We start from the raw sequence: 18,349 nt of genomic DNA on the forward strand, positions 1-18,349 counted from the left end.
AAGGTTTGGTGGCGATAGCGAAGAGGTCACACCCGTTCCCATGCCGAACACGGAAGTTAAGCTCTTCAGCGCCGATGGTAGTTGGGGGCTTCCCCCTGTGAGAGTAGGACGCCGCCAAGCCGAACTTCATATTATCGCGGGGTGGAGCAGTTCGGTAGCTCGTCGGGCTCATAACCCGAAGGTCGCAGGTTCAAATCCTGCCCCCGCAACCAAATTTAAATTAACAGCCAAAATGTTAAACATAACGAAATGGTCCGGTAGTTCAGTTGGTTAGAATGCCTGCCTGTCACGCAGGAGGTCGCGGGTTCGAGTCCCGTCCGGACCGCCATGTTGTACACAAACGAAATCGAGATATTTCGTTTTTTTTTATGTCTTCTTTCCCATAATTTTTAAAGCTTGGCTCTGCCAAGCTTTCTTTATTGCAGTAAATTCGATAAACTAGTGATAGTATTTGATTTGCCGCTTTTAACAGCAAAGGAGCATGTTATCTTATGGATGAATTTGAGCTGATTCACAAGATTGCGCCCCGTTCGCTTTCTCATCAGGAAATCGAAATCGGCATTGGAGACGATGCCGCTGTTTACCATTCAAAGAACGGATATCAGGAGATTGTTTGCCTCGATACCATGGTCGACGGTGTCCATTTTCTTTCCTCGCATTCAACACCGGCTGAAATCGGCTATAAAGCATTGGCTGTGAATATAAGTGATGTTGCTGCTATGGGAGGCTTTCCGAAATTTTATCTCGTTTCAATCGCCGTCCCTTCCGGATGGAACGACGCGGATATTGAGGCGATGTATGAAGAAATGAACCAGCTGGCGAAACTATACCAAATGGATTTAATCGGCGGTGACACCGTAGCGACGAACGGACAAATGGTGATAACCGTAACGGTGATCGGTGAGATCAAAAAGGGCACAGCCTGCCTCAGAAGCCACGCTCAGCCGGGGGATGTCGTCTTTGTAACAGGGGAACTCGGTTCATCAGCGGCCGGGCTGTCCTTTTTATTAGAGAAAATACCGGTCAAAGATGAGCGGCAGGCGCAATATTTTATTGCACGTCATAAAAGGCCGACACCGAAAGTCGAAGCCGGTTTAATTTGTTCGCGCTATCAACATGTGGCGCTTAATGATATCAGCGACGGACTTGCCAGCGAGCTCAATGAAATTGCTGAAGCAAGCCGTGTTTCAATTGACATATATCAAGATTTAATCCCTGTACATTCAGATTTACATACACTGCACAACGGATGGGAAGAGTGGGTCTTGTTCGGCGGCGAAGACTACGAACTTGTCGGTACGATTTCAAGCGATCAGTGGGAGCATTTTTACGAAGAATGCTCTAAGCATCGGATCCCGGTTTGTCAAATCGGGCGCATTCGTCAATCCGGGGATGCCCAAGTTTTCTATCACAGCGGACAAGATTGCGTACTCCTTGAGAAAAAAGGATATAATCATTTTAAATAAGACAGGTGACATAAAGGTGAAAACAGTAGAATGGAAAACGACAGAACCTGAACAGACAAAAGACATTGCCAGATTGACTGCAAGATACGTTCAGCCTGGCGATGTCATGACATTAGAAGGCGATCTTGGAGCCGGGAAAACGACTTTTACGAAAGGGTTTGCGGAAGGACTCGGCATCCAGCGGGTTGTCAGCAGCCCGACCTTCACCATCATAAAAGAATACCGCGACGGCGCTCTTCCCCTGTATCATATGGATGTTTACAGAGTTGAAGATGAGGCCGAAGATCTCGGACTAGATGAGTACTTTGAAGGAGACGGCGTCTGCCTAGTGGAGTGGGCCCATCTGATTGAGGAGCAGCTTCCGAAAGAACGGCTTGACATCGTCATCAAACGGATAGGTGATGATGAGAGAAAACTGACCTTTTCTCCAAGAGGCGCCAGATACGAAAATCTTTGCAAGGAGATAAGCGAACATGACGATACTTGCGATTGATACATCCAATTTAACGCTTGGTGTTGCCTTAACAAGGGATGGAAAGGTGATGGCCGAGCATATTTCCCATTTGAAAAAAAATCATTCGGTCAGGGCAATGCCGGCGATTGATGAGCTGTTGAAGGAATGCGGACTTGAGCCAGGGAACTTGAGCAAAATTGTCGTTGCCAAAGGACCTGGATCTTATACAGGCGTCCGGATTGGCGTCACGATAGCCAAAACGCTTGCCTGGTCGTTAAATATTCCGGTTGCAGCTGTTTCCAGCCTTGAGGTGCTGGCTGCGGGCGGCCGTTTTTTCTCCGGACTGATTTGTCCATTGTTTGACGCAAGACGCGGACAGGTTTATACAGGGCTGTATCAATATGATCAAAACTGTGTATTGCGGGCTTTAAAAGAAGATCAAAATATCCTGCTTGAAGATTGGCTTAAACAGCTGAAAGACATGGAGCAGCAAGTCCTGTTCCTGGGCCATGATACGGACATCCACAAAGATTTGATTAAGCAGATAATGGGCGACCAAGCGGTGATTGCAGGGCCTGCCCTGCAGCTTCCGCGTCCTTCTGAGCTGGCATTGATCGGAGAGCTTAAAGAGCCTGAACCTGTACACGGCCTTGTTCCAAACTATATTCGGCTGGCCGAAGCGGAAGCTGTTTGGCTGGAAAAACAAAAATAAACGGGTGAAGCCATGAATACACAAATGGTCATACGTGAAATGACGCCAAAAGACGTGGATCAAGTGTTTGAAATTGAAAGGCGCTCTTTTTCATCACCGTGGAAAAAAGAGTCTTTTCACCATGAGCTTGATCACAATATGTATGCACATTACCTTGTTCTTGAAATCGAAGAACAAGTCATTGGCTACTGCGGCATCTGGATCGTGATGGATGATGCACAGATTACGAATATTGCCGTTTCACCTGAACACAGGGGCCGCCGTTTTGGCGAGGCTCTGTTAAAAGCCGCCATGAAGCTGTGCCGGATGAAAAAGGCGGAGCAGCTTTCATTAGAGGTGAGGGTATCGAATCATATTGCGCAAAGCTTGTACCAAAAACTCGGTTTTCAGCCGGGAGGCATTCGCAAAAATTACTATACTGATAATGGAGAAGATGCGTTGATCATGTGGGTGAGACTAAATGAATCATAAAAAAGATCTGTATGTATTGGGAATTGAGACAAGCTGTGATGAAACCGCCGCAGCGATTGTGAAAAATGGAACAGAGATTGTCGCTAATGTTGTCGCATCGCAAATTGAAAGCCACAAGCGGTTTGGGGGCGTTGTTCCGGAAATCGCGTCCCGTCATCATGTGGAGCAAATCACGATTGTGCTGGAGGAAACTCTTTCACAGGCGGGAATGGATTTTGATGACATTGATGCGATTGCGGTAACGGAAGGACCCGGTCTTGTCGGCGCACTATTAATCGGGGTAAATGCGGCAAAAGCGCTGAGCTTCGCCCGCAACATTCCGTTGGTAGGTGTTCACCATATTGCCGGTCATATATATGCGAACCGTCTTGTTCAGGAAATGGATTTTCCGGCGCTTGCACTCGTCGTCTCCGGAGGGCATACAGAACTCGTGTATATGAAGGAACACGGATCGTTTGAAGTCATAGGAGAAACGCTTGATGATGCGGCGGGTGAAGCCTATGATAAGGTAGCGAGAACAATGGGGCTGCCATATCCGGGAGGTCCGCATATAGACAAGCTCGCACATCAGGGTGATGCAAACGTGCCATTGCCGCGTGCATGGCTTGAAGAGGGCTCATATCATTTCAGCTTCAGCGGACTTAAATCAGCGGTTATCAACACGCTTCACAATGCTTCGCAAAAAGGTGAAACCATATCGCCGGAGGATTTATCCGCAAGCTTTCAAAAAAGCGTCATTGATGTGCTCGTAACCAAAACGGAACGTGCGGCAAAGGCTTATGGCGTCAAACAGGTTTTGCTGGCCGGAGGGGTTGCGGCAAACAAAGGGCTTAGAACGGCGCTTGAACAGACATTCAGCAACCATCCGGAGATTGAGCTTCTGATTCCGCCTCTTTCGCTATGCACAGATAATGCAGCGATGATCGCCGCGGCAGGAACCGTCGCTTTTGAAAAAGGAATCAGGGGAAGATATGATATGAATGGCAACCCCGGCCTTGAGCTGACTTCTTATCAAAACCTCACGTAAGTGGGGTTTTTTTACGCGGTAAAAGTTATTAACAAATTATTAACACACATCCACAGCCTTGTGTATAATTTAATAAAGCCTATTTTATAGACCTTTTTTACTTGTTGATAATGTGTATAAACATTATGTTTTTTGTGGATATTGTGGGTAAAACGTTTTCTTTCTTAATAACAAAGGTTTTCTTTTGTGGACAAAAAACCGCTTCATAATATGAAGCGGTCTGCTTTTCATTTATTCATTTGTAGAAAGTGCTTCCCATTCCGATAACAGCTGTTCAAGCTCGAGGTTGAGCTTTTCGTTTTCGGAGTGGATATCCTGAACTTTTTCATGGTCTTGAAAGACATCCGGTTCACAAAGAAGTTCTTCATTTTTTTCGATTTGCCCTTCGATACCCGTAATTCTTGTTTCGATTTCTTCAATGCGGCGCTGTCGCTGTCGTTCTTTTCTTTTCCATTCCTTTTCTTCTTCATAGCTGCGTTTCGCGCCCGCTTTTTCAGAAGCTGTTTTCTTGGGCTCATCTGCTTTTTGTTTTTCCAGCTGTTCGAGCTCAAGCTGCTGTGCTTTTTTTTCTGTGTAGTAATCGTAGTCTCCCAGATACTCCTCGATTTTTTCAGGGGAGAGCTCAAATACTTTCGTAGCGATTCTATTGATAAAATAGCGGTCATGAGACACGAATAATATCGTTCCCGGATAATCGATCAAAGCGTTTTCCAATACTTCTTTGCTGTCTAAATCAAGATGGTTTGTCGGTTCATCAAGAATAAGAAAATTGGCTTTTTGGAGCATCAGCTTGGCGAGAGCGAGCCGCGCTTTTTCCCCGCCGCTTAAAGCGTGTACCGGCTTTAACACATCGTCTCCGGAGAATAGAAAGTTGCCGAGACAAGTTCGAATGTCTTTCTCATTCATCTCGGGATAGTCGTCCCAAAGCTCGTCGAGCACGCGTTTTGACGATGTCAGTTCAGCCTGTTCCTGATCGTAGTAGCCGATTGTGACATGCGAGCCTGTCGCAATCGCTCCCGATACAGGCTTCAGTTTATCTACCAGCGTTTTAAGCAGAGTCGATTTGCCGATTCCGTTTGGTCCGACGAGCGCCACACTTTCACCGCGGGTAATGTGGAAATCGAGCGAGCGGAGAAGCGGGGGCTGATCCTGATAGCTGACGGTTAAATCCTGAACCCGCAGCACATCGTTTCCGCTTTGCCTTGAAATGTCAAAGCGAAAGGACGCCGACTTTTCATCACCCAGCGGTTTATCCATGACTTCCATCCGTTCAAGCTGCTTTCTTCTGCTCTGTGCGCGCTTTGTCGTTGAAGCCCTGGCTAAATTGCGGTCGACGAAGTCCTGCAGCTTGGCGATTTCATCCTGCTGTTTTTCATACAGCTTCGTTTCTTTTTCAAGATGCTCTGCCTTCAATTTAAGATAAGAGCTGTAGTTTCCGATATATTTTTTGCTCTGGGAGCGGGAAATCTCGTAAACTTGTGTGACAACTTTATCGAGAAAGTATCTGTCATGGGACACGATTAAAATCGCTCCGCTGTAGTTTTGCAAATATTGTTCAAGCCATGTCAGCGTGTCGATGTCCAAGTGGTTCGTCGGCTCATCGAGAATGAGGAGATCGGGCTTTGTCAAAAGCATTTTACCGAGAGCGAGCCGCGTTTTCTGTCCTCCGCTCAAGTCCTGAACGCGGGCGTTATCATCAAACCCGGCAAAACCAAGTCCGTGCATGATGGATCTGACTTCGGCTTCATATTGGTAGCCGCCCTTGTCTTTAAACTCCTGCTGCAGCCTGTCATAAGTTTTCATTAAAGAGTTCAGCTTGCCCGGATCAGCATGCGCCATTTGCTCTTCGATCGAACGCATCTCTTGTTCCATTTTCTTGAGAAATTCAAATACCGACAGCAGTTCTTCCTTAATCGTCAGCTTTGAATCAAGCCCTGAGTGCTGGTCCAGGTAGCCCATCGTTAAATCTTTCGGCTTGATGATTTCACCTTTTTCATATGACAGCTTTCCTGCGATGATTTTTAAGAAAGTCGATTTTCCGGCTCCGTTGCGTCCGACGATCGCAATCCTGTCCTTTGATCTGACTTCCAGCTTTATATTCGTTAAAATAGTATCAGCCCCAAACGATTTTGCGAGCTGATTGACTTGCAAGATCATCATGATATTTCACCTCTTGTCTGCTATTTTAAGTGTAGCCTATCAACCGGCAGTCAGCAAACAATTAAGTGAAGTCTGGAAGATTTTAACCAAAAGAAAAAGACAGAACGAAAAAAATAGTGTATGATCGTTATAAGGAGAGTTTTGATCATGAATGAATTTACACATTTTAATGAACAGGGCAGAGCGAGGATGGTTGACATCAGTGAAAAGGAAGCTACAGTCCGCACCGCAGTAGCCGTCTCAAGTGTGTCCATGAATAAAGAAGTACATGAAAAAATCAACAACCGGGAAATCGGGAAAGGCGATGTGCTGGCAGTGGCTCAGGTTGCCGGAATCATGGCGGCAAAACAAACTTCCGCCATCATCCCGATGTGCCACCCGATCGCGCTCAAGGGAGTTGATATTGCCTTTCGGTGGGAGGAAAAAGAACAGAAAAGCGTGCTGCATATTCAATCTAGAGTCAAGACGAGAGGGAGTACAGGTGTGGAAATGGAAGCGTTAACTTCCGCCTCCGTCTGTGCGTTGACCGTCTATGACATGTGCAAAGCGGCGGATAAGGGAATGGTGATAGGACCGACATGTCTTCTCGAAAAGACTGGCGGGAAAAACGGTGACTACAAAAGGGAAAAAGCTGATGTAAACATGGAGGATCGTCTATGAACATGGATCATTCAAAAATTCCGCAAGCGACAGCAAAACGGCTGCCGTTATATTATCGTTTTCTAAAAAACCTTCATGCATCCGGAAAACAGCGTGTATCATCCGCTGAGCTGAGCGATGCCGTCAAGGTCGATTCCGCTACCATACGCAGGGATTTTTCCTACTTTGGCGCCCTCGGCAAAAAAGGTTACGGCTACAATGTCAATTATCTGTTGTCCTTTTTCAGAAAGACGCTTGATCAGGATGAAATGACAAACGTAACACTCATCGGTGTGGGGAATTTAGGGACAGCCTTTCTCCATTACAATTTCATCAAAAACAACAATACGAAAATTGCCATGGCTTTTGACATCAATGAGAATAAAATCGGCACCGAGGTGGGCGGCGTTCCGGTCTATGACTTAAACGCCCTTGAAGAACATATGACGGATGACATTCCCGTCGCCATCTTGACGGTTCCGGCCCAAGCCGCGCAATCCATCACAGACAGGCTGGTCGCGCTGGGCATTAAAGGGATTTTAAATTTTACGCCGGCTCGTTTGAATGTGCCGGACCACATTCGAATTCATCATATAGATTTGGCGGTTGAACTGCAGTCACTCGTGTATTTTCTGAAGCATTATTCAATGAATGACAAGTGAAAAACGGGAAGCTTAAAAGTAAAGGAAAGGGGGCAGGCATTGATGCCAATCGGTCCTGGAAGCTTTATTTTAATCGTCGTGGTGGCGCTTTTAGTATTCGGCCCGAAAAAACTTCCGGAGCTTGGAAGAGCGGCCGGAAATACGCTGCGGGAATTTAAAAATGCGACAAAAGGGTTGGCTGACGACGATACGGATAAAAAGAAGGAAGATCAGTAAGATAGGATGACATTTATGAAGGGAAAAGAAATGTCGCTGGTAGAACATATTACAGAACTTCGAAGACGACTCATGATGATTTTTTTCTTTTTTGTCGTTTTTGTTGCAGCAGGCTTTTTTTTGGCAAAGCCGCTGATCATTTATCTGCAGCAGACGGATGAAGCAAAGCTGCTCACGCTTAACGCGTTTAAGCTGACTGACCCTTTGTTTGTGTATGTGCAGTTTGCTTTCATCATCGGCGCTGTCTTGACTTCGCCGCTTCTTTTATATCATCTGTGGGCTTTTGTCAGCCCCGGGCTGTATCAAAAAGAGCGTAAAGTGACGCTCAGCTATATTCCGGTATCGATCATACTTTTTTTAGGCGGCATTGCCTTTTCTTACTTTATTTTATTTCCGTTTGTCGTCGATTTTATGACGAGGATCTCCGATGATTTGAACGTCAATCAGGTCATCGGAATTCATGAATATTTTCAGTTTTTGCTGCAATTAACGCTTCCTTTTGGCTTATTGTTTCAGATGCCTGTCGTGATCATGTTTATCACGAGGCTCGGTTTGGTGACGCCCATGTTTTTGTCCAGAATCAGAAAGTACGCCTATTTTGTTTTGTTTGTTATCGCGGCGCTCATCACACCGCCTGAAGTATTGTCTCATTTAATGGTTTCTGTGCCTTTATTGCTGCTTTATGAGCTCAGTATCGTGATTTCAAGAATCTCTTACAGACAGGCGCAAAAAACGATCATCCAGGAGGAAAACCAGGCATTTTTGAAAGACCAGAGCAAATAAAGAGCCATTCCCGCGGAAAGGGAATGGCTCATCTTTTTCGAAAGGGCTCTTTATTTTTTTCGCTTCATTCTGCCCGACAAGGCGAACATTTTGAAGGAAATACTGATATTATAGGCGGCGAAAAGCATCAACAGAATGGTGTAAAAAGACCATATGCCTCCCGGTGAGGTGGATGCCAGGTAAGTAAACAGCACGCCTGTCAATAAATAAATGAACCCCCAAAACACAGGGCTTCTCATCATAAAAATCCTCCAATAATCAATTGCATTTTCTCGAGCCGTTCCAAATATTCTTCAATAGGCCCTTGGAAAGTCTGAATCAATACAACGAGCGTATTCATGGCGACATGGGCGAAAATCGGAACGATAATCCGGTTTGTTCTGACGTATAAAAAGGCGAACGTAAATCCCATTGCCGCATAAATGAGCAGGTGTGAGAAATCCATATGGACAACCGAGAAAAGCACTGAACTGAACAGAGCGGCAATGAAGAAATTCGTTTTTTCGTAAATAGCGCCGAAAATGATCTTTCTGAAAATGATTTCTTCGAGAATCGGACCGAATACGGAAGAGACGAATATCATCAGCGGTATTGTGTTAATGAGCTGCATAATGTGCTGCGTATTTTCCGATTCCGGTTTGACCCCAAGCAGGTTCATTTCGATTGAAGCGGCAATCGACTGGGCAAACAGAGCGAGGAATACGCCGCCTACCGCCCAGGCAATAGATGCGCCGGCAGATGCTTTCTTGCCGTTGCGAAGCGTCGTTTTCGGCGCCGTCCTCAAGATCAACAGCACGATGACAAGACAGAGCGAAAAGGCGATGATCAGCCAAATACCTGAAAGTGTAAGCTCCGCTTGAGCGGGTTCCATGCCTCTTCCCACTCCGAAAAAGTACAAGAGGGGAATGCCGACAACAGATGACAGATGCATGAGGACATATGTCAAAATAATAAACCAGTATTGTTTTTTCAAGCCGTATGTACTCCTTTTCTAAAATCTAAACAGGCTATGTTTATTGTAACACACCTTTTTGAAATTATAGGTCGCTGAAGGTATCACGGGAAAAATGTAAGCGTAAAAAATTTTCACCTTATCACTTGAAATTAGCTGGGAGATTCTTTATTATAAGAATTGTGTTAGCACTCAACAGATGCGAGTGCTAAAATTACATATGAAAATATTGAGGAGGTTGTTTCATTGTTAAAGCCATTAGGTGATCGCGTTGTCATTGAGCTCGTTGAGTCTGAAGAAAAAACTGCTAGCGGAATCGTACTTCCTGACTCCGCAAAAGAAAAACCCCAAGAGGGTAAAGTGGTTGCTGCCGGTTCAGGCCGTGTATTAGAGAGCGGAGAGCGCGTGGCATTAGAAGTTAAAACAGGCGACCGCATCATCTTCTCAAAATATGCAGGTACCGAAGTGAAATATGAAGGTACTGACTACTTAATCTTACGTGAAAGCGACATTTTAGCTGTCATCGGCTAAGTCTTAAATAAACATTACACAATATTATAGGAGGTTCGGATAACATGGCAAAAGATATTAAGTTTAGCGAAGAAGCCCGCCGTTCAATGCTGCGCGGTGTCGATGCATTGGCGGATGCTGTAAAGGTAACGTTGGGACCTAAAGGACGCAACGTCGTTCTTGAGAAAAAATTCGGTTCTCCATTAATCACAAACGACGGTGTAACGATCGCGAAAGAAATCGAGCTTGAAGATGCTTTCGAAAACATGGGTGCGAAGCTTGTTGCTGAAGTTGCCAGCAAAACGAACGATGTTGCCGGTGACGGTACAACGACAGCGACAGTTCTTGCCCAAGCGATGATTCGCGAAGGTCTTAAAAACGTAACAGCCGGTGCAAATCCTGTAGGCGTCCGTAAAGGAATCGAGCAGGCTGTGGCTGTAGCGGTTGAAAGCCTGAAAGAAATCTCTAAACCAATCCAAGGCAAAGAGTCCATCTCACAGGTTGCTGCGATTTCAGCGGCTGATGAGGAAGTCGGCAGCCTGATCGCAGAAGCGATGGAACGCGTCGGCAACGACGGTGTCATCACAATCGAAGAATCCAAAGGCTTCACGACTGAGCTTGAAGTGGTTGAAGGTATGCAGTTTGACCGCGGATATGCGTCTCCTTACATGGTGACTGACTCTGATAAGATGGAAGCGGTTCTTGAAAATCCGTACATCTTAGTGACAGATAAGAAAATCACAAACATCCAAGAAATCCTGCCGGTGCTTGAGCAAGTCGTGCAACAAGGCAAACCTATGCTTCTGATCGCTGAAGATGTAGAAGGTGAAGCACTTGCGACACTCGTTCTCAACAAACTTCGCGGAACGTTCAATGCAGTGGCTGTAAAAGCTCCTGGATTCGGTGACCGCCGCAAAGCGATGCTTGAAGATATCGCGATCCTGACAGGTGCGCAAGTGATCACAGAAGATTTAGGCCTAGACCTGAAATCAACTGAAATCACACAATTGGGACGCGCTTCTAAAGTCGTTGTCACAAAAGAAAACACAACGATCGTTGAAGGCGCAGGAGACACGGAACAAATCGCGGCCCGCGTCAACCAAATCCGCGCTCAAGTTGAAGAAACAACTTCTGAGTTCGATAAAGAAAAATTACAAGAGCGACTTGCTAAACTTGCAGGCGGCGTAGCTGTCATCAAAGTCGGCGCTGCGACTGAAACTGAACTGAAAGAACGCAAGCTTCGCATTGAAGACGCCCTGAACTCTACACGCGCCGCGGTAGAAGAAGGAATCGTATCCGGCGGAGGTACAGCTCTTGTCAATGTGTACAATAAAGTTGCCGCACTTGATGCAGAAGGCGACAAACTGACTGGTATCAACATCGTTCTTCGCGCCCTTGAAGAACCAATCCGTCAAATCGCGCACAACGCCGGTCTTGAAGGATCTGTCATCGTTGAACGCCTGAAAAATGAAGAAATCGGTGTCGGCTACAACGCTGCAACAGGCGAATGGGTGAACATGATCGACAAAGGTATCGTTGACCCTACAAAAGTGACGCGCTCAGCTCTGCAAAACGCAGCATCTGTTGCGGCCATGTTCCTGACAACTGAAGCAGTTGTTGCCGATAAGCCTGAAGAAAACAAAGGCGGCGGCGCAGGAATGCCTGACATGGGCGGAATGGGTGGCATGGGCGGCATGATGTAAGCCCAGCTTCCGCGAAAAACCTCTTGAGAAATCAAGGGGTTTTTCTTATTTACAAAAAAAGCTCCTGATCATTTTTCACTCAGCGTCCTAGGGGAGCGACTCAAGCCAAAAACTGGATGCATTCCAAAAAAAGTCGACAGTACGCTAGGGAAAAAACGTGTTTCAGACAAACAAGTAAATCCACAGGAACTATCCTGAAAAAAGAGATTGTCAGAGGCGCTGCAAAACCTGTATGATTGCAGCGGGCTTTTCGCTGGTATGGGGCTGCTGGCTATTATGGACCGAAGACAGCTGATGCGGCTGATGCACGGGCTGTCTGTGGACGGTATTGATGGACCAAAGACAAGGGCAAAACTTGAAGCATTATTGAAATAAAAATGGCCTCTTGAATCTTCAAGGGGCTCGTAAGTGATTACAAAATTTAAGTATTGTTTTTTATTTTTTGAGTAACTTGTTTAAGCCACATTAATGGAGCTACTTCATAACTAAGGAAATCTACACCATCGGCAGCTTCCTCTATAAAATCATTCTTTTCTTCTTCTGAATACTCACTGTTTATAAACTCTGTTAGAGCTATTACATCGTCTTCTTGTTCCTTTTGGGATACCTGATCTAAATACTCTTCAAGTGCTGACTCTGGTGATTCAATGTCTTGGTGGAAAATCCCTCCGAGAAATTGATATACAGGATCAGAAACTTTTATTTCAATCATTTATTATTCACCTCGTTGGGGTGCTGTTCTGATATAGCTACCATCCTTATTGGAACAAGTTCGTCTGGAACATCAATCACTTCATCTACTTTCCAACCTTTATGATTATATAGTTTACCATCAATTGAAAGCTGGAATAGCGGTTGATGACATTTATGGATCGGCAACAGAAAACGTTTTGCAGGACATTGAAGCGAAAAAGAAAAAGTCATCTTTAAGCGGAAAAAAATCATCCTACAAGCTGCCGTCCGGCATCTATAAAGTGAAAAGTCCGATGATGAAAGGAACGGCTGTCCGGCAGATTCAGGAGGCGCTGGCGAGTCTTTATTTCTACCCGAACAGGAACGCCAAGAATCACGGGATTGACGGCTATTACGGTCCGAAAACGGCGAACGCGGTCAAACGGTTTCAGCTGATGTACGGGTTATCTGCTGATGGAATATACGGGCCTAAAACTAAAGCAAAACTCGCGGCGTTATTGAAGTAAATAAAAAAGGCCCTTTCATTAAGAAGGGCCTTTCAAGTTTTCTTTCAAATAGCTTTTTTCATTTGTTCTATTATACTTTTCAACCATTGTAAAGGAGTTAATCCGATTGCAGGATAATAAATCTCCGAATTCGATTTTATAAAGTCTTCTTTTTTTTGATCGGATTTGTCACTATTTAAAAATTCTTCACAAATTTTTATTGTGAAAACCAAGCATTCTTTGCTGGATTCTGTAATAAACTCTTCAAGTGCTTGGTCTGGAGAACCCATATCTTGATGAAACCTTCCAGCAAAGAAATCACTTAATTCTTCAAGAATATCATAATTATTATCGAACATTTTTAGAGCTCCTTTATTTTATAGGATAACCAGTTAAAATAAACTCTTTATTCTTACTCTTTTTCAATATTATTTTTGCGTTGCTAACATCCTCAGCAACACCTTGAGCCTCTTTCAACACTTCGCCTCTTTCAACACTTCATCCAAGAATCTCTCCATTCGCTTTATATCTAAAAACAAACGACTGTTTCTATCCCAAAATAACATCATTTCGTAACAAATTATATTTTTATGGGGAATTTATTAAGATTGTTACAACAACTAATTATATTTTCCTGCATTATTGTAACAATCAATTACTTTTCTAGTAAGTAAGATTCATTTCGCTTATGATGACAGCGGTTTCGTTTATTTTGGTAACCGCTTTCGAAATCCGCTGTAACAAGGAAATTTTATAATCCTTTATGTTTTTTTAACCTATTTGTCCTATGTTGACATACATATTCAAATAAATTTAAATAAAAAGTATTAGGATGCCCAATCGTTAAAAAACATTTTTTTAAATACTCAATTTAAATTTGCTGATTTTAATAGAACTCCTTTTGATGGAGGTTCATTATATGTCATTTGCATACTTTCTAATTCTCTTATGAAAAAGGCATGTTAATTTGGACTCCATTTTCACGAAAGGAGTATTTTAAATGAAAAGTATTCGAAGCCGTTTATTGTTCATGCTGTTTACCTTTATTATCCTGCCGTATTTTGTTTCCGTTTTTTTGATTTATGAATATACGAAAAAAAGTGTTGAAGAGCACGAGCTTGAAGTTAGTCATGATCAAATGGAGACATTGTCGGAGGAGCTGCAGCAATATTTTCATGACAAGATCAATCTTCCATATAATTTATATCGGACTCCTGATTTATACCGAATTTTTCAAGATGGTTTTGAGGATTCCATTTATTTTAATCCGGCTGCTGTTGAAAAAAGCATTGAAACTTTTTCTCTCATGCGAAACGAAATACGTCAGGTCCGCTTTTATATTGATAAGGATAAAGAATCGTTTACTGTTTACAATACGATGGTCAGTGCACGTAAATCTCAACCGGATTTATTAAAGGAACAATCAATGAGGAAACTTTATAACTCAAACGTAAAGTATATGATTGAGCCTCCGCATCGGATTGAGAATTATAATAATGCCGCAATTGTTCCTGAAGCAGATACCGCAATGGTGATGACGATTCATCATAAATTAGTAGATGTGCTGTCGAATGAATTTCTCGGAATCATTACAATTGATTTCGATTTAGATGGGTATGCACGTATATGCAAAAGTGTTGCTCAGCATGAAGAAGAATCCGTATTACTGATAGATTCAAATCATCGTGTCATGTATGCAAATAATCAAGCACTTATAGGTCAGTCCGTTCCCCCTAGTTTGCTGAAGAGGATCGATGCAGCTGAAGATGTTGGGGAAGAAGATATTATCCTATCCAAAACCTTATCAGAGCCACTAAATCAATGGAAACTGGTCAAGATAACTCCTAGTCACGTATTATTTCAAGATGTCAGGCAGACCGCATACACAAACATACTTGTCGGGATAGGAGTAGGGGTGCTGGGATTAATGATGATAAGTATTATTACTTATAAAATAACGAGTCCGATTAAACTTCTCAGCAGGAAAGTGGAATCAATTGAAGGTGGACATACGGATGTCCCTTTTGATGACAGCAGAGAAGACGAAATCGGTCTATTAGAAAATCATATGAAGGACATGATGGACCGAATCAATCTGCATATTGAACGTGAATATAAACTGGAAATTGAAAATCGGAAAAACCAATTCAGAGCGCTCAAATCCCAGGTAAACCCGCATTTTTTATTTAATGCATTACAATCAATAGGGGCGGTTGCCTTAAGAGACCATTCTCCGAGAGTTTACCAATTGGTCACGCACTTATCGAAAATGATGCGGTACTCGATTCGGGCAGATCAGTGGGTATTGGTTCGAGAAGAGGTAGAGTATATACAATCATACTTATCCCTTCAAATGGAGCGTTTTGGAAGCGGTTTAAATTATTCTATTCAAATAAATGAAACAATCCTGGCAATGAAGATTCCAAGTATGATTCTTCAACCGCTTGTTGAAAACTTTTTTAAACACTGTTATGAGGAAGGTTTCTATCACTCACATTTAAACATTTATGGAGAAATCCAAGGAGAAATGTTAAGTCTCGTGGTAGAAAATGACGGACCTAGTATGACACATAAAGAGCTGCAAACATTAAGGGAAAATATCTATACGGCTTCTGATGAAGGAACGTACTCCCACGAGCATATTGGTTTGAAAAATATTCATGACCGATTAGTTCTAAATTATGGACAAGGTGCTGGACTAGAGCTGGATCGGAAGCAAGGACATGGATTTTTCGTTCGACTCATGATTCCTTTAGATTCAAAGATTGCAAAAGAAGAGATTGTTTCATAGTCATCCAAACAGAAAATGTTCACTTGGTATCTTGTAAGGAGGATGAGAAAAAGTATGAAGGCTCTAATTGTAGATGATGAATTTAATGTGCGTGATGTCATCCGGCATTTGGGACAGTGGAAAAAGTACGGTATTACTGATATTTTCGAAGCAAGCAATGGAGAAGAGGCCAAAAAAGTGATTTTAAGAGATAATCCGGAGATCGTCTTTACAGACGTGAAAATGCCTGGAATAAGCGGTATAGAATTAATGGAGTGGTTAGACGCCATGTCTTATCCCGGGAAAGTCATTTTAATCACAGGTTTTGACGATTATTCATATATGCGCAGAGCAATTAAGTGCGGCAGTTTCGATTATTTATTGAAGCCGATTGAAGCTGATGCATTTAATGAAACGTTGGAAGAAGCTGTTAAATGCTGGGCGAGTGAAGAGGAGGATCGTCTATATAAAGAAGCAGGTGTTTATGAGGATGTTAAAAGGCTTCGTATGAATCAGTTCGTTACCGACGCTTGCAACGGGGAACCTTTCGACATGAATGAAATGGCTTTATGTCTTCCCCCAGCCGAGGAGTACGACCTTACACTCATTTCCTTTTATCAAATGCACCATTCTGATCCATACATTCAGCGGCTTGCTGATCAGCTTGTCGATCAGGGGCTTGGAAATGCGTTTACGCTTCAGAATGATCAAAGTCTTTGTTTAGCTATGACTGTACAGGGCGAATGGTTATCTGTTGAGGAATGGATAAGTCATGAATTTGATATTCCTGTTCGTCTTGTTACCGGTCAACCAATCAAATCATTGGAAGAGATCCCGAAATCGTTTCAGTCTTTACTAAAAGCAGTGGAAGAACAAAACTTCAGATCGATTCATCGTTTAAATGATCTGGATGACGCCCGTCGCATGAAGGACATTGTTTCTTATGTTGACATGTACTACATGAAGGAATTGAGTTTGGAAAAACTATCAAGCCGGTTCTTTTTGAGCCGTGAACACATATCCAGAAAGTTCAAACAAGAAACGGGAATGACTCTTTCCAAATACATCATGAAACTAAGAATCGATCAAGCAAAACGATGGTTAAGTGAAACGGAAGAAAGTATTTATTCCATTTCCTTAATGCTTGGCTATCAGGACGAGAAATACTTTTCAAAATTATTCAAAAAGGTCGTTGGCATGACACCTTTTGAGTACCGCAACGACGGGAAGAAGCTGAAAGTTGGGAGCAGGTGATCGATATCTTTTGACTATTGGGGTGAATCGATGAAAAAAGGGATGTTTCACATGTTTTTAGTCGGCATACTAAGCTTATCTCTTTCGGAATGTCAGACGAAGACGAAGAAGGTACCGATATCAAAAGAGCCGGAACGTGCGGAGGAAAAAATCATATTAAAGGTTCGAAATCCGAAAGTGGAAATATCCACACAGTTCGAACAAATGGTCAATGTTTATGAAAAGAAAAATCCAAACGTAGATATTCAGATTCACACCGTAGGCGGGGCTGCCGATGACCTTTCTGGCCTGAAAGCACAGATGGCTGCTGGTCATGGTCCTGCTATCTTCACAAACACTGGATACGAACATGGCAAACAATGGCGTGAATATTTGGAGGATCTTACGGACCAACCATGGGTTGAACATGCATATGAAGATACGTTAACCCCAATGAAATTCAATGGAAAAATTTACGGAATGCCGTTTAATTTAGAAGGTTTTGGATTCATTTATAATAAGGATTTATTTCGTCAGGCAGGCATTGATACGTTGCCGAATACGCTAACTGAATTAATAGCAGCAGCGGAAAAGTTGAAAAAAGCAGGGATCACGCCTTTTGCAAACGGTTATTATGAAGGGTGGAAATTGGGTGACCACCTGTTGAGTATTGCTTTTGCACAACAAGAAGATCCAGTTGCTTTTATTAAAGGTCTAAATGATGGGACGAGAAAAATCGAGAATAATCAAACATTCAAAGATGTAATCAAGTTGCTCGATGTCACAATGAAATATGGAAACAACAGTGCGCTCGCAACAGATTACAACATGGAATTGAACTTATTTGCAAAGGGACAAGCCGCGATGATACTGCAAGGAAACTGGATTCAGCCGATGATTGATCAACTATCACCAAATATGAATATAGGAATGCTGCCAATACCAATTAATGACGAGCCTAACAATGATGCCTTAGTTGTCGGTGTCCCGAATTACTGGGTTGTAAACAAACAAGCAACACCAGAAAAGAAAAAAGAAGCGAAGAAATTTTTAAACTGGATGGTTTCTTCAAAACAAGGAAAAACGTTTATGACGGAACGTTTTAAATATGTTCCTGCGTTTGAAAACATCGAGACTGACCATTTAGGACCGCTCGCGGATGAAATGATTCGTTACTCTCAAGCCGGAAAGACGTTATCTTCCAACTGGTTTCGTTTTCCTGTGGGAGTAAAAGCTGAGTTTGGCGCTGCAATGCAGCTATACGTCGGAAAACAGCTGAATCGCGAGCAATTGCTGCAAGAGTTTCAGAAATCGTGGGATCATGCTAAAAGCAAATAATTCTTCTCAAAAGTTGATCAACCCGCTGACTAGTCTTGATTATATAAAAAAAATGCCCGCATTTTTAGCAGGCAT

At 43.2% G+C, this 18,349-nt stretch carries 19 protein-coding genes, 2 tRNA genes, 1 rRNA gene and 2 pseudogenes; 19 read left to right on the plus strand and 5 right to left on the minus strand.

What is annotated here, in order from left to right; genetic code table 11:
• Positions 1-4: 4 nt before the first annotated feature.
• The 8 genes from rrf (at position 5) to tsaD (ending at position 4,130) form a co-directional block, all read left to right on the plus strand.
• Positions 5-120, plus strand: a 5S ribosomal RNA gene (gene rrf, locus ACINLD_RS17970).
• A gap of 15 nt (positions 121-135) precedes the next feature.
• A tRNA-Met gene (locus ACINLD_RS17975) sits at positions 136-212 on the plus strand.
• Between the two features lie 39 nt (positions 213-251).
• Positions 252-328, plus strand: a tRNA-Asp gene (locus ACINLD_RS17980).
• A gap of 163 nt (positions 329-491) precedes the next feature.
• Positions 492-1,466, plus strand: coding sequence for a thiamine-phosphate kinase (gene thiL / locus ACINLD_RS17985; RefSeq protein WP_026589791.1), 975 nt, complete (start codon positions 492-494; stop codon positions 1,464-1,466).
• 16 nt (positions 1,467-1,482) lie between these two features.
• Positions 1,483-1,959, plus strand: coding sequence for a tRNA (adenosine(37)-N6)-threonylcarbamoyltransferase complex ATPase subunit type 1 TsaE (gene tsaE, locus ACINLD_RS17990; protein ID WP_026589790.1), 477 nt, complete (start codon positions 1,483-1,485; stop codon positions 1,957-1,959).
• Positions 1,940-2,632 carry a tRNA (adenosine(37)-N6)-threonylcarbamoyltransferase complex dimerization subunit type 1 TsaB gene (tsaB, locus tag ACINLD_RS17995; RefSeq protein ID WP_026589789.1) on the plus strand — a complete coding sequence of 231 codons (693 nt, stop codon included), beginning with the start codon at positions 1,940-1,942 and terminating at the stop codon, positions 2,630-2,632. The genes tsaE and tsaB overlap by 20 nt, the downstream gene beginning before the upstream one ends.
• Positions 2,633-2,644: 12 nt before the next feature.
• Positions 2,645-3,103, plus strand: coding sequence for a ribosomal protein S18-alanine N-acetyltransferase (gene rimI / locus ACINLD_RS18000; protein WP_026589788.1), 459 nt, complete (start codon positions 2,645-2,647; stop codon positions 3,101-3,103).
• Positions 3,093-4,130: a tRNA (adenosine(37)-N6)-threonylcarbamoyltransferase complex transferase subunit TsaD gene (gene tsaD / locus ACINLD_RS18005; protein WP_410207102.1), complete on the plus strand. Its 1,038-nt coding sequence runs from the start codon at positions 3,093-3,095 to the stop codon at positions 4,128-4,130. Before rimI ends, tsaD begins: the two co-directional genes overlap by 11 nt.
• A 231-nt stretch (positions 4,131-4,361) precedes the next feature.
• On the opposite strand, the gene ACINLD_RS18010 is transcribed toward tsaD, so the two are convergent.
• The gene (locus ACINLD_RS18010) at positions 4,362-6,290 is read right to left on the minus strand and encodes an ABC-F family ATP-binding cassette domain-containing protein (RefSeq protein ID WP_026589786.1); all 1,929 of its coding nucleotides are present in this window, start codon (positions 6,288-6,290) and stop codon (positions 4,362-4,364) included.
• 147 nt (positions 6,291-6,437) lie between these two features.
• Here ACINLD_RS18010 and moaC point away from each other — a divergent pair, with 147 nt between their 5' ends.
• Genes moaC through tatC form a run of 4 tightly spaced genes read left to right on the plus strand, consistent with a single transcriptional unit; the run spans position 6,438 to position 8,590 of the window.
• The gene (gene moaC / locus ACINLD_RS18015) at positions 6,438-6,950 is read left to right on the plus strand and encodes a cyclic pyranopterin monophosphate synthase MoaC (RefSeq protein WP_026589785.1); all 513 of its coding nucleotides are present in this window, start codon (positions 6,438-6,440) and stop codon (positions 6,948-6,950) included.
• Positions 6,947-7,591 carry a redox-sensing transcriptional repressor Rex gene (locus ACINLD_RS18020; RefSeq protein ID WP_026589784.1) on the plus strand — a complete coding sequence of 215 codons (645 nt, stop codon included), beginning with the start codon at positions 6,947-6,949 and terminating at the stop codon, positions 7,589-7,591. Before moaC ends, ACINLD_RS18020 begins: the two co-directional genes overlap by 4 nt.
• A gap of 42 nt (positions 7,592-7,633) precedes the next feature.
• Positions 7,634-7,807, plus strand: a complete 174-nt coding sequence (locus tag ACINLD_RS18025; RefSeq protein WP_026589783.1) for a twin-arginine translocase TatA/TatE family subunit — start codon at positions 7,634-7,636, stop codon at positions 7,805-7,807.
• A gap of 6 nt (positions 7,808-7,813) precedes the next feature.
• Entirely contained in the window at positions 7,814-8,590 is a 777-nt protein-coding gene (gene tatC, locus ACINLD_RS18030) for a twin-arginine translocase subunit TatC (protein WP_142246033.1), read from the plus strand.
• Positions 8,591-8,640: 50 nt separating this feature from the next.
• On the opposite strand, the gene ACINLD_RS18035 is transcribed toward tatC, so the two are convergent.
• Together ACINLD_RS18035 and ACINLD_RS18040 are read right to left on the minus strand one after the other, a co-directional pair.
• Entirely contained in the window at positions 8,641-8,829 is a 189-nt protein-coding gene (locus ACINLD_RS18035) for a YdiK family protein (protein ID WP_026589782.1), read from the minus strand.
• Positions 8,829-9,563, minus strand: a complete 735-nt coding sequence (locus ACINLD_RS18040; RefSeq protein WP_026589781.1) for a CPBP family intramembrane glutamic endopeptidase — start codon at positions 9,561-9,563, stop codon at positions 8,829-8,831. The genes ACINLD_RS18035 and ACINLD_RS18040 overlap by 1 nt, the downstream gene beginning before the upstream one ends.
• Positions 9,564-9,788: 225 nt before the next feature.
• Here ACINLD_RS18040 and groES point away from each other — a divergent pair, with 225 nt between their 5' ends.
• From groES to ACINLD_RS18055, 3 genes and pseudogenes are all read left to right on the plus strand, one after another.
• Positions 9,789-10,073, plus strand: coding sequence for a co-chaperone GroES (gene groES, locus ACINLD_RS18045; protein ID WP_003179248.1), 285 nt, complete (start codon positions 9,789-9,791; stop codon positions 10,071-10,073).
• A 44-nt stretch (positions 10,074-10,117) separates the two neighbouring features.
• A complete protein-coding gene (groL, locus tag ACINLD_RS18050; protein WP_026589780.1) occupies positions 10,118-11,755 on the plus strand; it encodes a chaperonin GroEL in 1,638 nt (545 codons plus the stop codon).
• Between the two features lie 260 nt (positions 11,756-12,015).
• Positions 12,016-12,130 (plus strand): annotated as a pseudogene (locus ACINLD_RS18055) (peptidoglycan-binding domain-containing protein); the annotation flags it as partial.
• A 46-nt stretch (positions 12,131-12,176) separates the two neighbouring features.
• Here ACINLD_RS18055 and ACINLD_RS18060 read toward each other — a convergent pair.
• On the minus strand, positions 12,177-12,467 hold the full coding sequence (locus ACINLD_RS18060) for a contact-dependent growth inhibition system immunity protein (RefSeq protein ID WP_077735444.1): 291 nt from the start codon (positions 12,465-12,467) through the stop codon (positions 12,177-12,179).
• Between the two features lie 121 nt (positions 12,468-12,588).
• Between ACINLD_RS18060 and ACINLD_RS18065 the strand changes: the two are divergent.
• Positions 12,589-12,954, plus strand: a pseudogene (locus ACINLD_RS18065) (peptidoglycan-binding domain-containing protein); the annotation flags it as partial.
• 44 nt (positions 12,955-12,998) lie between these two features.
• Here the strand turns inward: ACINLD_RS18065 and ACINLD_RS18070 are convergent.
• Positions 12,999-13,292 carry a contact-dependent growth inhibition system immunity protein gene (locus ACINLD_RS18070; RefSeq protein WP_077735443.1) on the minus strand — a complete coding sequence of 98 codons (294 nt, stop codon included), beginning with the start codon at positions 13,290-13,292 and terminating at the stop codon, positions 12,999-13,001.
• A 641-nt stretch (positions 13,293-13,933) separates the two neighbouring features.
• On the opposite strand from ACINLD_RS18070, the gene ACINLD_RS18075 reads away from it, so the two are divergent.
• The 3 genes from ACINLD_RS18075 to ACINLD_RS18085 are packed head-to-tail and all read left to right on the plus strand — an operon-like array spanning position 13,934 to position 18,274.
• Entirely contained in the window at positions 13,934-15,724 is a 1,791-nt protein-coding gene (locus tag ACINLD_RS18075; RefSeq protein ID WP_277692462.1) for a sensor histidine kinase, read from the plus strand.
• A gap of 54 nt (positions 15,725-15,778) precedes the next feature.
• Entirely contained in the window at positions 15,779-16,957 is a 1,179-nt protein-coding gene (locus ACINLD_RS18080) for a helix-turn-helix domain-containing protein (protein WP_077735441.1), read from the plus strand.
• Positions 16,958-16,987: 30 nt separating this feature from the next.
• Complete coding sequence (locus ACINLD_RS18085) at positions 16,988-18,274, plus strand: ABC transporter substrate-binding protein (RefSeq protein ID WP_410207103.1); 1,287 nt, start codon at positions 16,988-16,990, stop codon at positions 18,272-18,274.
• The last annotated feature ends 75 nt before the right edge of the window (positions 18,275-18,349 follow it).

The sequence above is a fragment of the Bacillus sp. z60-11 genome (assembly GCF_046464135.1).
Lineage (GTDB): Bacteria > Bacillota > Bacilli > Bacillales > Bacillaceae > Bacillus > Bacillus sonorensis_A.